Here is a 13340-nt window from a genome sequence, read left to right as displayed (position 1 = left end):
ATGAGTTTCAGACGTCGTCGAAATTGGGCTGCCGATTGTCCATCCCTGCCATGACTGCCTCGACCTGGTTTTTCGACCGGACGATGGCGTGCTGCTCTATGCTTTCTTCCAGCAGGATTGAATCGGTACTCCGCTCGACCATTCCGGCCTGAAGCCGTTTGGCAGCGCGGATCGCGTGTGGATTGCGGTTGGCGATCTCGCTGGCGATGGCGGTCGCGCGTGCGAGCGGATCGGCATCGACATGGGTGGCAAGGCCCAGCCGCCCGGCCTCCTCGCCGGAGAATTCGCGGTTGGTGTAGATGAGTTCACGCAGCACGTCGTCACGCACCAGGCCGCGCCATAACGCATAGCCGCCCATGTCGGGCACCAGGCCCCACCGCATCTCCATGATGGACATGCGCGTATCGGGATGGACCACGCGGATATCCGCTCCGCTGGCGATCTGCAGTCCACCGCCAAAGCAAACGCCGTGGACGGCGGCGATCACAGGAACGGGCAATTTGCGCCACAGCATGGCAACCTGCTGGTACTTGTTCGCGTTGCCATAGGTCCGCTCGGTCAGCTCGGGCTCGTCAGATTTGGGCTGGCGCGCGAAATTGGACAGGTCGAGCCCGGCGCAAAAGGCGCGTCCCTCTCCAGACAGGACTACTGCCCTGAGGCCCTTCATCTCGTGTAGAGCGCGGCCGGCCTCTATGATCCGGGCGAACATCTCGGGATCGAGCGCGTTCATCTTGTCCGCGCGAATCAGGCGAACCTGTGCGACTCCGTCATCGCCAAGATCGATCGAGACGCGCTCATTGGGTTGAATTGCCATTCTGCATCCGCTCCTGCCGCTTGTTGGCGGCAAACTGGCGCATGTGGAGAGGGCTGTCCAGAACGTTACGGCAGGCGGGGCAAGCGCCCTTTCCTGCCACCCGGTTCAGCGCGCGCGATCGAATCGGAACGCACTAGGCCCGGGAGGCGCATCGAGGAAATATCCGCCCTGCGGGTGGGTCACCAACATGCGCGAAAGGCCAAACCGGTCGAGCTTTGCCCGCACGCGCGCGACATGCACCGCAACACTGTTCGTTTCAGGCTCGTGATGGATCCGCCACACCTCTGCTAGCAACTGCTTGCGCGTGACCGGCGTGCCAATCTCTTCAGCAAGGCGCCAGAGCAATTCGAACTCACGTGGGTGCAGGCCCAGCCAGCGATCCTCGACACGCCCGTCCCGGTGGAACAGATCAAGCGTGAGATCGCCTGCTTCACGAAAGCGCGGAATCATCTCCTCGCTTTCGATCAACAGGCGGCGTGCCGTCGATGCGCTCATAGTTCCAGCCTTCTGTTATTGCCCCATAGCTTTGTAGAATAGGCATTAATTTCGAATTCGATCAAGTGATCGTAGCATATGGCTTGTCGAGCCAGTCTGGCAGCAATGCTGAATAGCTGCGCGAACCTGGCCCGCCAATCGCGGCTTTCCCTTAGTTCGCCTTGCTTGGCTGCGCCGTGCGGACCTGCCTGATAACGCTCACTCAGGCCGAAACTCGCGGCCAAATCGGCGATGCCGTCCAGTCGGGATAGCTACCCAATCGCCGTCTGCGCCTGACGTGAGCTACGATACCCACGATCATGCAGACGAGGATCCCCCACGAAGGCGCAATGGCAAGGATCGGCAGGGAAATTGGGGCATGTCCGTGATCGATCGCCCAGGCGACATAGGCCAGGACCGAAACAAGCTGCAACGCTGCAATAACCAGAGGGTAGAGTCGGTTCGCTCTCAGCGCGACAGCCAGATACATGATGAGCCCGAAGCCATCGCTCGCCGCATGGAATGTAGGGGACCATGCCGATCCTGGCGCTAAGTGGTGATATATCCTGTGAGCCACGACCACCCAGCCAATGCCAATAATGGCAATCCACCTCTCAGGCGAACCGCCCAGGCGCAACATCGCAATTCCGGTCAGCACCATTAGGGTGGAATGGAGTGCCCAGCCATAGTCGAGAAACAGATCAAGCAAGGCTCGCTCCCGCTATCTGACAAGCGTGTCGACTACTTCCAGTGCTTCGACCGCAACCGCAATAAGTCCACCAAGCATCGCAGCAGCCAGGACGGCGATGAGCGCCAGTCTTGCCAGGGTCGCATTCGGACCATCAAGTGCAGCCGGCACCACGCGGGGCTCTACGATCTCTTCTTCCGTCGAACCCTCGTCTTGTCCAAGCGGAATTGCCGGACCATCGGCATCCTGGCCCGATGGGAGCGGCGCCTGCTCCTTATCCTGGCTCGGCACACCCTCGCCGTTCGCCACGTCACGGCGATAGATTTCGACCAATTCGTTCAGGCTCTCAGCCCCGTAGATGTCCTTCAGAGTCCGGATATGCTGATTGATGCGCGTTTCCGATACACCGAGTTCCCGCGCGATTACCTTGATCGGAACGCGGCGGTCGATTCGCTCCATCACGGCAAGCTGGCGCTCGGTCAGCTGCCGCGCGGTCATAGAGCCCATCAATTCCTCCATCACACGAATAGTAATGACGGAATGATCAAGACAAGAAAAGGGTCCCCGGCAATTTTATTGCTGAATTGCCGAATTATCGCACGCAGCTTGTCATGCCGCGGAACTATTGACCCCCAGTGAAGCGAAATAGCGCTTTATATTGCGCGCCGCCTGTCGCAGGCGCTGCTCATTTTCGACCATCGCAATTCGCACATAGCCTTCGCCCTCTTCACCGTATCCGACGCCCGCGGCGACCGCGACTTTGGCATGTGTCAAAAGCTGTTTCGAGAATTCGAGGCTCCCCATGTCCTTCAGCGCGGGGGGAAGCGGGGCCCAGGCGAACATCGAAGCGGGCGGAGATGGAATGTCCCAGCCGGCCCGGCCAAACGATTCCACCATCACGTCGCGCCGCTTGTGATAAAGCTGACGATTGGTTTCGACGATATCCTGCGGGCCGTTGAGCGCGGCGCAGGCCGCGGCCTGGATCGGCGTGAAAGCGCCATAGTCGAGATAGCTTTTCACCCGGCTCATCGCTGCGATCAGCGCCCTGTTACCCACCGCAAAGCCCATGCGCCATCCGGCCATGGAATAGGTCTTCGACATGCTGGTGAATTCGACCGCGACATCCTTCGCACCGGGTACCTGCATGATCGAGGGCGTCGGATTCCCGTCATAGTAGAGTTCCGAATAGGCAAGGTCGGACAGGATCCAGACCTTGTTCTCCTTCGCCCATGCGACCAGCCGCTCATAGAAAGCGAGATCGACCACTTCCGCTGTCGGGTTCGACGGATAGTTCACCACCAGCACGCTCGGGCGCGGAACCGTGAAGGCCATCGCCTTGTCGAGACTGCGGAAGTAATTCTCGTCCGGTGTCGTGGGAACGGAACGGATCGTCGCTCCGGCGATGATGAAACCGAAGGTGTGAATCGGATAGGACGGGTTCGGTGCCAGCACCACGTCACCAGGCGCAGTGATTGCCGTGGCGAGGCTGGCCAGCCCCTCTTTCGACCCCATGGTCACGACCACTTCGCGCTCGGGATCGAGCTCGACCCCAAAGCGGCGAGCATAGTAATTCGCCTGGGCCCGGCGCAGGCCCGGAATTCCCTTCGATTGGGAATAGCCATGCGCATCCGGCTTTTGCGCAACCTCGCACAGCTTGTCGATCACATGCTGCGGCGGCGGCTGATCGGGGTTGCCCATGCCCAGATCGATGATGTCCTCGCCCGCCTGACGCGCCGCATGCCGCATCGCGTTTACCTCGGCGATGACATAGGGTGGCAGGCGCTTCATGCGGTAGAAATCGGTATCCATGGTTTCCTTCATTCGATCCAGGCGCGCACCCCATTGGCCGCGCTGCATTTGAAATTACGCATATATCGGGTGAAGTGGAAGGGGACATTCGCTATGAGGCGAAAGAGTTTCGATTGAACCGTCACACGCACAAGAGAACCGACCATGGCCAATGACCCCGGCGACATGTGGAATGGGCAGTCCGAGCCCTTTCGCGCTTTCTTCGACATGCAGGGGGAGGCAATGCGAGAGATGTTCGGTCAGGTCCTGCCCGAAGGCACCCCGGGCGCCGCTGTGGATTCGGCAATCCCGACCGGCCTTTCCGCCGAAGATGTGACCGAATGGGCGAAGACGGCGAGCGAGCTGCAGACGATGTGGTTCGAGTTCGTGTCCGAAAAGGCGCGGGAGCAAGCGAGCAAGTCCGATCCGATGGACCCTGCGCAATGGATGATGATGGCGCAGAGCATGGCCAGGCAGGTCCCAGGCGCTCCGCTCGACACGGCGCAGAAGCTGGCAGGCGATGCGATGGCGGTTTGGCAGAGCGTATTCCAGCGCTTTGTCGGCGGCGAGAGCGAGACGAAGGAAGAACCCGGGCTTCCACGCAAGGACCGTCGCTTTTCCGATCCTGCCTGGCAGGAACATCCCGCCTTCGCCTTGCTTCACCAGACCTATCTGATGCTGGCGGAATATTTCACCCACGCCGTGCAGGAAGTTGAAGGGATCGACAGGGAGAGAAAGGAACAGCTCGAATTCGCCGTGACCAGCCTGGTCGAAGCGATGAGCCCTGACAACTTCCTGATGACGAACCCGGTCGTCCTGAAGCGCACGATGGAGAGCAAGGGGCAGAATCTGGTCAATGGCATGCGCCATTTGATCAACGACCTGAAGCGCGGCCAGCTGACGCATACCGATTCGGATGCCTTCACGCTGGGTGAAAACCTCGCCGCCACACCGGGCAAGGTGGTGCACGAAACGCCCATGTACCAGCTGATCCAGTACACCCCCTCGACCGAGGATGTGCTCGCGGTGCCGCTGGTGATCTTCCCGCCCTGGATCAATCGCTTCTACATTCTCGACCTGACGCCCAAGAAGAGCTTCATCAAATGGGCAGTGGATCAGGGCATCACCGTATTCGTCGCAAGCTGGAAATCGGCCGATGCGAGCATGAAGGAAGTGGTGTGGGACGATTATATCCGCGCCCAGATCGACGCGATCGACCATGTGCGCACCCGGCTGAAAGTGCCTGCGGTCCACACCATCGGCTATTGCGTGGCGGGCACGACGCTCGCAGCCACTCTGGCGGTGCTGGCGCGGCGCAACGAAAGCGACAAGGTCAAGAGCGCGACCTTCTTCACGGCACAGGTCGATTTCGAGAAGAGCGGCGAGCTCAAGCATTTCATCGATGACGGCCAACTCGAAATGATCGGCGCGCTCTCGAAGGATGGCTATCTTGACGGGCGCTATCTCGCCGCGACCTTCAACTCGCTGCGGGGCAAGGACCTGATCTGGAACTACGTCGTCAACAATTACCTGCTGGGCGAGGACTATCCCGCCTTCGACCTGTTGCACTGGAATGGCGACGTCACCAACCTTCCCGCCAAGTGGCACGGCGCCTATTTGCGCGACCTCTATCGCGACAACCGGCTTGTGGAACCTGATGCACTTTCGGCCGACGGCACGCCGATCGACCTGACTCAGGTCAAGACGCCAGCCTATATCCAGGCCGGCAAGGAAGATCATATCGCTCCGGCCGAAAGCGTCTGGCGCGCCACGCGACACCTCAAGGGGCCGCTCACCTTTGTACTGGCCGGATCGGGCCATATTGCCGGAGTGGTCAACCCGCCTGCTGCCAACAAGTACCAATACTGGACCGGCGACAGTACCGCTTCCTCGCTTAAGGAATTTGTCGACGGCGCCGAAGAGCATCCCGGTAGCTGGTGGCCGCACTGGATCGAGTGGCTGGAGAGCCAGGACGGTGCGCGCGTTCCCGCCAAAGGCAAGAGAAAGCCGGGCGGCAAGGGCGATTCCGTGATCGAAGATGCGCCAGGACGTTATGTAAAAACACGATAAATTACCGTTTTATAACTGTTTTTACGTTTTTTGTGCACTGCACAAAAAATCCTTGACTTCGCAGTTGCAATGCCTATTTTGTGCACTGCAACATGAAGCGAGGATTCCATGGCTGACAACGCCAAATCGAAAATCGATGCCGCTGCTGAAAAGGCTTACGCCGAAGCTGCTGCAAAGAGCACTGCCAGCGAGAAGGCAGCAGAAAAGCCGGTAGAGGCTCCTGCACCTGTCGCTGCGGCCAAGGTCGAACCCGCTCCCAAGGCGGCGGCCAAGGCCCCTGCCAAGAAATCTGCACCCAAGAAGAAGGTGACAGCGAAGAAGAAGGTCGTTGCCAAACCGGCCCCGGCGAAGAAGCCGGTCGCCAAGAAGGCTGCGCCCAAGAAGATCGCCGCGAAGAAGCCTGCCCCCAAGAAGGCGGCTGTTGCGGCCAAGACTACCGAAACCAATCCCGTCGTTCAAATCAAGGACAAGATCATGGCCACTGCCAAGACCAAAGAATTCACCAAGACCGCCAAGGAACTGGCTGCTGACGTTCAGGCTAAGCTGAAGAGCGCCTATGCCAAGACCAGCGAATACGCTTCGGAAGTGACCGAGTTCAACAAGGGCAACGCTGAAGCTGTTGTCGAAGCTGGCAAGATTTTTGCTGCTGGCGTTCAGGAACTGGGCCGCGAAGACGTGGAAGCCGGCAAGTCCGCTTTCGAAACCGTGACCGCCGACGTCAAGAAGATGGTTGCCGTCAAGTCGCCGACCGAGCTCATGCAGCTCCAGGGTGAACTGGCTCGCCGCAACTTCGACGCTGCCGTTTCCTACGGCTCGAAGCGCACCGAGGCGCTGGTCAAGCTCTACAACGATGCTTTCGCGCCGCTTTCGAGCCGCGTCAGCCTCGCTGCCGAGAAGATCAAGAAGGCCGCTTAAGGCCCTGATTGGCCCGAACACACACCGGGCCTGACAATTAGATAGCGGACCGGGACCTCTCTCCTCTCTCCCAATCCTGGTCAGCGAGCCCGAGCCGGGTGGATCACAACGATCCGCCCGGCTCTTGCGTTTCCGCCTTGATTGTCGTTTGGGCGCTGCAATGTTCGGCTGGAATTAACTTCTCGCCTGACATCTTGCGATCTTGCCGAGCGATACGATATTGCAGGACCCGATGATCGATCCGCGTTTTCCCTTTGCGTCGCAGCATATGCCCCTCCCCCGGCCCGCCGCCATGGCGGGTTCCGGTGATGATAGTGATACCGACGAGCAGGTCGGCATTGCCACCAGGACCAAGACGCGCCCCAAGAAGCCTAGCCAGTACAAGGTGCTGATGCTCAATGACGACTACACACCGATGGAATTCGTTGTGATGGTGCTCAAGCGCTTCTTCGCCATGGATCTGGAGCAGGCGACGAGAGTGATGCTGCATGTCCACCAAAGGGGCGTCGGCGTATGCGGTATCTTTCCCTACGAAGTAGCCGAGACCAAGGTGAACCAGGTGATGGATTTCGCCCGGCAGAACCAGCACCCGCTGCAGTGCACGCTTGAGAAAGCCTGATCGCGGGCCGATCCGGGCCGCGCGTGATGAATGTCGATTGGCCCTTGGCGCATTTTCGCGCTAGGAGCCGTTGCGAAACGCAACTGGACTGACGACACAGCCTTGTCAAAACTCTTTCCCAGCATTGACCGCTACATCTTCCGGCTGGTGGTGTTCCCGATGCTGGGCGTGTTTGCGCTTGCGGCTTCGCTGCTACTGCTCGACAAGATGCTGCGCCTGTTCGACTTTGTCGCGGTCGAAGGCGGGCCGATCGCGGTCGTCTTCAAGATGCTGGGTGCGCTGATACCGGAATATGCCAGCCTGGCGATTCCGCTGGGGCTGCTCCTGGGCATCCTGCTCGCTTTCCGCCGCCTGGCGACAACCAGCGAGCTTGACGTGATGCGGGCGCTCGGCGTGTCCTATAACCGCTTGTTGCGCGTGCCCTATCTGATCACGATGGCACTGGTGGCGGTAAACGTTGCGCTGGTATTCTACATCCAGCCGGTCAGCCGATACTATTACGAACAGATGGAATACGAGCTGCGCTCCGGCGCGCTCGGCGCGGCAATCAAGGTGGGCGAATTCACTACCATGAAGGACCGTATGGCGCTGCGGATCGAGCGCAGCGAGGATGACGGGTTGCGCCTGATGGGTATCTTCGCCCGCGTCGCCAACAGCAAGGGTCAGGTCCTCTCGATCAGCGCACGCGAAGGTTCCTTCCTTGCCACCAGCGACAGCCCGGACACGATCATCCTGCGGTTGACCGACGGCACGATCGTACAGGACACCGGCAGCAAGAACCCGCGCGTGCTCAGCTTCAGCAGGCACGATTTGCCGATCGATCTGCCGGCGGTAGAAAAATTCCGCGCCCGCGGCGATGCCGAACGCGAATATATCCTGCCTGAATTGTTACGGATCGGGTGGAACGACGAGGAGCCGGCAACCAAGCGCGATGCCAGCCAGGCCAGTTTCAACTTCCGGCTGGTCGAAGTGGTGATGATGCTATTGATGCCCTTGCTGGCGGTGTCGCTCGCGATCCCGCCCAAACGATCGACCAGCGCGCTTGGCGTGTTCGTCTCGATCATCATGGTGGTCGCCTATCACAAGGTGAACCAATATGGCGAAGACATCGCCGCGCTGGGCCGGGTTGACCCGATAATTGCCCTGTGGGGGCCCTTTACGCTGTTTTCCGCACTGATCCTGTGGATGTACTACCGCGTGGCATATGTCCCGGGTGGCCAGGCGATCGGTGCACTGGAAACCTGGTTCGATCGCTTGACCAAACGGGTAAAGAAGCTGTTCAAGCGCCGTCGGCCACGCCAGATCGCTTCGCTCGAAGCATCTCCGGCGGAATAGCCGAGGAATAGGAAAAGGCGACCGTGCAGCTCGATTTCTTCCCTTCGAGATCACTCACTCTCTACCTCGCGAAGATGTTCATCGTGCGGATTCTGGCCGTATTGGTGATGCTGGTGCTGGTGCTGATGATGCTCGATCTGCTGTCCAACAGCGGAGAGATCCTGGCAGTCGAAGGCAATGGCCAGGGCGAACTGCTGACCTACGCATCGCTCCGCATTCCGCAATTGATCCAGCGCTTCCTGCCCTATTCGGTGCTGCTGGCGACGATCATCACACTGGTAACGCTGAACCAGAACAGCGAAGTGATCGCGATGAAGGCGGCCGGGCTCTCCGCGCATCAGGTTCTGGCCCCGCTACTGCTGACTGCGACAGTCGTGGCCGCGATAAGTTTTGCGTTCAACGAACGGGTAGTGACCCGCGCAACCTCCACGCTCAAAGCCTGGGAATCGGCCGAATGGGGGCCGGTACCGCAGGACTCCGGGGTCAAGGCTGATGTCTATCTGACCGACGGATCCAACGTGCTGACCGCAGCCACAATCACCGGATCGGGCGACAACATCGTCATGAACAAGGTGACCTGGTACGAACGGGGAGCCGGCGGACTGATCCGGCTACAGGTGCGGGCGGACCGAGCGACATTTGCCAATCCCGGCTGGCGGCTGGAGAACCCGGTCCGTTTCAACGTCTCGACCACCACGACCGACCGGCCCGAGAGTATGGTTGTGGGGCAAGAACTGACCCCCGAGCAGGTCGATCTCGACACGATCGATCCCGATGCACAGTCGTTCCTCGACTTGCATGAGTCGATCCAGGCGCATGAAGCGGTCGGGCGCCGCACGGCAGAAATGCGCGCCAAATGGTGGCACAAGCTGTCAGGCCCGCTCTCTTCGGTCCTGATGCCCTTGCTGGGCGCGGTGGCAGCATTCGGTCTCGCGCGCTCGGGCCATCTGTTCGTCCGCGCGCTGATCGGAATGGCGCTGGGCTTCGCCTATTTCGTGGTCGACAATGCCGCGCTGGCGATGGGAAGCTTCGGCGGATATCCGCCCTTCCTCGCCGCCTGGGCGCCATTTTTCCTGTTCCTGCTGGTGGGCGAGACGGTGTTGATCCGCACCGAGGAATAGCTAGTCCCGGGACACCATCGTGCTCTTCGCGATCCGTGCCACAAGCACCGCCATGCCGGGATGGTTCGCACCGTCATAGGTCGAGTTCTCGCCCAGTTCGCGCTTCAAGCGGCGATGCGCTTCAGGCAGGTCGTGATAGGGCATGGACGGCATCAGGTGATGCAGCGCGTGGTAGCGCAGGCCCACTGGCGCCCAGATTTCCGCCGCCAGTCCGGGGGGCGGAACATTGACGCTGTCGAGGAATTGGGCCGTCACCGTCATCGGTTCACCCTCATTCTCCCACAGATGGGCTACCAGCGTGCGCAGCTGGTTGAGCACGGCAGTCAACGACACGATGGCAAGCGCGATCAGCAACGGGCGCCATCCGAGTATCTGTGTGCTGAGCAGCAGCGTCCATGCCCAGACGAACCCGCCCAGCTCCTGCCAGAACACGCGCGCCTTCATCACGCCTTCGGGCGGCTTACGGCGGAATTCGGGGTTGATCATCAGCGCCGATGCTCGTTCCCAAACCAGCTTGCGGATCGGCGGCACGATCACGCCAAGCGGCACCAGCACCCCATAGCGCAGCAGAAAACCGACCGGCGCGAGCAAGGCGATCAGCACGAAGACCGGCAGGCTCCACGGCTTCATCAGCGCCAGCGGGAGATATTCCGGATCCTCCACCGTGCCATATTGCGTGCGCTTGTGATGCAGCGTGTGCACCCCTTCATACATGAAGCTGGGCGTCAGCAGCGGGATGCCGACCAGCAGGTTCCACGTGAAGCGGAAACCAGGCAGCGCGTCGCGGTGGATATGCGTGAGCTCATGGATGAACATCAGCGCGCGGTAGAGCGCCAGCGAAGACACAAGGCCCAACACAACCGCCAGCGGCACGCTTTCCGTCAGAATCGCGCCTGCCATCGCGCCATAGCCTAGCGCAGCCGAAAGCAGCATGTCGGGCCAGTAAAGCACCGGTTTCGCTTCGCCCAGCCCCTTGGTCAGGTCGCGCGCAGCGCGCAGCATGTCCTTGTCATCGCTGGCCAGAAACTGTTCGCGAGTGGCGGGCGCGGGGTGCACCGGAGGAGAGGGTTCGAATGCGTGATCCATGGTCATTTCTGTGTTGCTGGAGGTCTTTTACCGCACAATTAGCGGGGAGGACAAACGAAGCCTCTCTAACAGTGTAATCGACTGGCTTGCTTGACACGGCGCAAATTGCGCACACAGGGCTATCACAAGCTGAACAGGAAACCCGCGTGAGCCAGGATCAGATAGTTGTCACCCCCGTATCGGGCAAGAAGGGCCGCGCCCGTTTTGTCGACCTTGGCCGCAGCTTTGCCGAGCGTTTGCCGCATTCGGTGCCGCAATTGCGCAGCGAGCAGATGGAATTGGTCGATCCGGGCAAGAACCCCTTTTTCGGGCACGGGCGCGCGCAGCTGTTTATTGCGGAGCGCGGCGGAACGCCCGTGGGGCGCATCTCCGCGCATATCGACGAGCTTGCGCTTGCTATGCCGGCCGAACAGGGATTTGGCCCCGGCACGGGCAATTTCGGCTATTTCGACGCGGAAGACGAAGCGGTGGCGCACGCCTTACTCGATGCCGCAGAAGGCTGGCTGCGCGATCAGGGCATGACCCGTTCGCTCGGCCCGATTTCCATGTCGATCTGGGAAGAGCCGGGTCTGTTGGTCAAGGGCCAGGATCATTCACCCATGATCATGATGGGCCATCACCCGGAAGAGTACCGCGGCTGGATCGAAAGCCACGGCTACGCCAAGGCCAAGGCGCTGTTGACCTACGAACTGGATGTCACCAGCGAATTTCCTCCGCTGATCCAGCGGATCGTAAAATCGGGCGAACGCAATGATCGGGTCAATGTCCGCCAGGTCGACAAGAGCCGCTGGGATGAGGAAGTCGCAATCGTCCTCGCGATTCTCAACGATGCATGGTCGAACAATTGGGGCTTTGTGCCCTTCACGCCCGAAGAAGTCGCCTATGCCGGCAAGAAGCTGAAACCCATCATCCACGAACAGATCAACATGATCGCGGAAGTGGACGGCAAGCCGGTCGCCTTCATGCTGACCTTCCCGGATATCAATGCCGTGCTCACACGGGTCAAAGGCAAGCTGTTTCCCTTCGGCTGGTTCCACCTGCTGCGCTGGCTCCGCAGGCCGGATCAGGCCAATATGCGCGTGCCGCTGATGGGCGTGATGAAGGAACTGCACAATTCGCGCCTCGCCAGCCAGCTCGCCTTCATGATGATAAGCCAGATCCGCCGCAATGCGGTGAAGGATTTCAACGCCGAACGCGGCGAAATCGGCTGGATCCTTGATGACAATCAGGGAATGGTGGCCATTGCCGACGCGATCGAAAGCAAGGTCAACCGCGAATACTGGATCTTCGAGAAGAAGCTCGGCTGAGCAACTCGCGCGATCCACGCGATCCACGCGATCGAAAGGTGCAAGTCATTGAAAAAGGCCCTCGCCATAATGACGAGGGCCTTTTGGGATCGTATCACCTACCGTTTGGACGGGAGGGGGGTCTCGGAGGTGACATCTGAAAAATGCGCAGTCCGCTGTCCGGTTCCCGCCTCGGTGAAAAAATATTCACGCAGGAATCGCGCATGCCGGGCCGGTATTCTGACACCTTTCGCCAAGATTGGCGGGAAGCGTGCTAGAAGGAACCGAAGACAGTACGAATCGTTGGCCGAACAGGACGTACGGGAAGGGAATCGATGTCTCTCAGCGATAGGATAGCCGCCAACCTGCCTTACTTGCGGCGATATGCCCGTGCCTTGACGGGCTCGCAGAAGAACGGGGACGCTATCGTCACCGCGACCCTGGAAGCTGCCCTGGCCGATGACGAGCTGAAGGCTTCATTGGCGGGCGGACGTGTACCGCTCTACCGCGCCTTCAACGCAGTCTGGTCGAGCGCCTGCATGGAATATGAAGGCGCACCGGTTGGCGCGAGCGGGCTGGAGAGCGCGGCCAATCTGCGGCTTGAATCGATTACGCCGCGGAACCGGCAGGCACTGCTGCTCACGACGCTGGAAGATTTCAGCCCGGCGCAGGCTGCGGATATCATGGGTCTGGACTCCACAGAGGTCGAAGCGCTGGTCGACGAAGCGGTCCAGGAAATCGATCGCGAATCTGCAACCAGCGTGCTCATCATCGAGGATGAGCCGCTGATTTCGATGCAGCTGGAGGATCTGGTGACCTCGCTAGGGCACGAGATTTGCGGCACCGCCGCGACCCGCACCCAAGCGCGCGAAGTGATCGCCAAGAGAACTCCCGGCCTGGTGCTGGCCGATATCCAGCTTGCCGACGGTTCTTCCGGCATCGATGCGGTAGACGATATTCTGGAGACCGGAAATGTGCCGGTGATCTTCATTACCGCCTATCCCGAACGGCTGCTTACCGGCGACAGGCCTGAACCGACCTATCTCGTGACCAAGCCGTTCCAGGAACGGACCGTTCGCGCGGCGATCAGCCAGGCGCTGTTCTTTGGATCGAGCAACCCGATCGGCTGAGACGGACACCCGGT

General features: G+C 60.3%; 13 protein-coding genes. 7 read left to right on the top strand and 6 right to left on the bottom strand.

The window, feature by feature from the left end; genetic code table 11:
* Positions 1-7 precede the first annotated feature (7 nt).
* The 5 genes from ACQY6C_RS03250 to ACQY6C_RS03230 form a co-directional block, all read right to left on the bottom strand.
* The gene (locus ACQY6C_RS03250; protein ID WP_427964643.1) at positions 8-814 is read right to left on the bottom strand and encodes a crotonase/enoyl-CoA hydratase family protein; all 807 of its coding nucleotides are present in this window, start codon (positions 812-814) and stop codon (positions 8-10) included.
* A gap of 105 nt (positions 815-919) precedes the next feature.
* Complete coding sequence (locus ACQY6C_RS03245; RefSeq protein WP_427964640.1) at positions 920-1309, bottom strand: winged helix-turn-helix domain-containing protein; 390 nt, start codon at positions 1307-1309, stop codon at positions 920-922.
* Positions 1310-1511: 202 nt separating this feature from the next.
* A complete protein-coding gene (locus ACQY6C_RS03240) occupies positions 1512-1997 on the bottom strand; it encodes a hypothetical protein (protein WP_427964637.1) in 486 nt (161 codons plus the stop codon).
* Between the two features lie 12 nt (positions 1998-2009).
* Positions 2010-2483 (bottom strand): helix-turn-helix transcriptional regulator, encoded by a 474-nt coding sequence (locus ACQY6C_RS03235; RefSeq protein WP_427964634.1) that lies wholly within the window; start codon positions 2481-2483, stop codon positions 2010-2012.
* A 102-nt stretch (positions 2484-2585) separates the two neighbouring features.
* The gene (locus ACQY6C_RS03230) at positions 2586-3785 is read right to left on the bottom strand and encodes an LL-diaminopimelate aminotransferase (RefSeq protein WP_427964780.1); all 1200 of its coding nucleotides are present in this window, start codon (positions 3783-3785) and stop codon (positions 2586-2588) included.
* Between the two features lie 144 nt (positions 3786-3929).
* Here ACQY6C_RS03230 and ACQY6C_RS03225 point away from each other — a divergent pair, with 144 nt between their 5' ends.
* The 5 genes from ACQY6C_RS03225 to lptG all read left to right on the top strand — a co-directional run bounded on the left by ACQY6C_RS03225 (position 3930) and on the right by lptG (position 9824).
* Complete coding sequence (locus ACQY6C_RS03225; protein WP_427964631.1) at positions 3930-5834, top strand: PHA/PHB synthase family protein; 1905 nt, start codon at positions 3930-3932, stop codon at positions 5832-5834.
* 108 nt (positions 5835-5942) lie between these two features.
* The gene (locus ACQY6C_RS03220) at positions 5943-6749 is read left to right on the top strand and encodes a phasin family protein (protein WP_427964628.1); all 807 of its coding nucleotides are present in this window, start codon (positions 5943-5945) and stop codon (positions 6747-6749) included.
* A gap of 268 nt (positions 6750-7017) precedes the next feature.
* On the top strand, positions 7018-7368 hold the full coding sequence (gene clpS / locus ACQY6C_RS03215) for an ATP-dependent Clp protease adapter ClpS (protein ID WP_427964777.1): 351 nt from the start codon (positions 7018-7020) through the stop codon (positions 7366-7368).
* Positions 7369-7470: 102 nt separating this feature from the next.
* Positions 7471-8703: an LptF/LptG family permease gene (locus tag ACQY6C_RS03210; RefSeq protein WP_427964625.1), complete on the top strand. Its 1233-nt coding sequence runs from the start codon at positions 7471-7473 to the stop codon at positions 8701-8703.
* A gap of 23 nt (positions 8704-8726) precedes the next feature.
* Positions 8727-9824, top strand: a complete 1098-nt coding sequence (lptG, locus tag ACQY6C_RS03205) for an LPS export ABC transporter permease LptG (protein ID WP_427964622.1) — start codon at positions 8727-8729, stop codon at positions 9822-9824.
* On the opposite strand, the gene ACQY6C_RS03200 is transcribed toward lptG, so the two are convergent.
* A complete protein-coding gene (locus ACQY6C_RS03200) occupies positions 9825-10916 on the bottom strand; it encodes a fatty acid desaturase family protein (RefSeq protein WP_427964619.1) in 1092 nt (363 codons plus the stop codon).
* 140 nt (positions 10917-11056) lie between these two features.
* Here ACQY6C_RS03200 and ACQY6C_RS03195 point away from each other — a divergent pair, with 140 nt between their 5' ends.
* Positions 11057-12217, top strand: coding sequence for an N-acetyltransferase (locus ACQY6C_RS03195; RefSeq protein WP_427964616.1), 1161 nt, complete (start codon positions 11057-11059; stop codon positions 12215-12217).
* A 314-nt stretch (positions 12218-12531) separates the two neighbouring features.
* Complete coding sequence (locus tag ACQY6C_RS03190) at positions 12532-13326, top strand: response regulator (protein ID WP_427964613.1); 795 nt, start codon at positions 12532-12534, stop codon at positions 13324-13326.
* Positions 13327-13340: the final 14 nt, after the last annotated feature.

Origin of the sequence: Altererythrobacter sp., assembly GCF_050299635.1 — a bacterium.
In the GTDB taxonomy this organism is placed as follows: Bacteria; Pseudomonadota; Alphaproteobacteria; order Sphingomonadales; family Sphingomonadaceae; genus Erythrobacter.
This window is presented reverse-complemented; position numbering and strand designations above follow the sequence as displayed.

Excerpts from the sequence above, each read along its gene's own strand:
- ACQY6C_RS03225 (WP_427964631.1), top strand. The coding sequence starts at position 3,930 with ATGGCCAATGACCCCGGCGACATGTGGAATGGGCAGTCCGAGCCCTTT.
- ACQY6C_RS03245 (WP_427964640.1), bottom strand. The coding sequence starts at position 1,309 with ATGAGCGCATCGACGGCACGCCGCCTGTTGATCGAAAGCGAGGAGATG.
- ACQY6C_RS03235 (WP_427964634.1), bottom strand. The coding sequence starts at position 2,483 with ATGGGCTCTATGACCGCGCGGCAGCTGACCGAGCGCCAGCTTGCCGTG.
- clpS (WP_427964777.1), top strand. The coding sequence starts at position 7,018 with ATGCCCCTCCCCCGGCCCGCCGCCATGGCGGGTTCCGGTGATGATAGT.
- ACQY6C_RS03220 (WP_427964628.1), top strand. The coding sequence starts at position 5,943 with ATGGCTGACAACGCCAAATCGAAAATCGATGCCGCTGCTGAAAAGGCT.
- ACQY6C_RS03250 (WP_427964643.1), bottom strand. The coding sequence starts at position 814 with ATGGCAATTCAACCCAATGAGCGCGTCTCGATCGATCTTGGCGATGAC.
- ACQY6C_RS03230 (WP_427964780.1), bottom strand. The coding sequence starts at position 3,785 with ATGGATACCGATTTCTACCGCATGAAGCGCCTGCCACCCTATGTCATC.
- ACQY6C_RS03190 (WP_427964613.1), top strand. The coding sequence starts at position 12,532 with ATGTCTCTCAGCGATAGGATAGCCGCCAACCTGCCTTACTTGCGGCGA.
- ACQY6C_RS03200 (WP_427964619.1), bottom strand. The coding sequence starts at position 10,916 with ATGACCATGGATCACGCATTCGAACCCTCTCCTCCGGTGCACCCCGCG.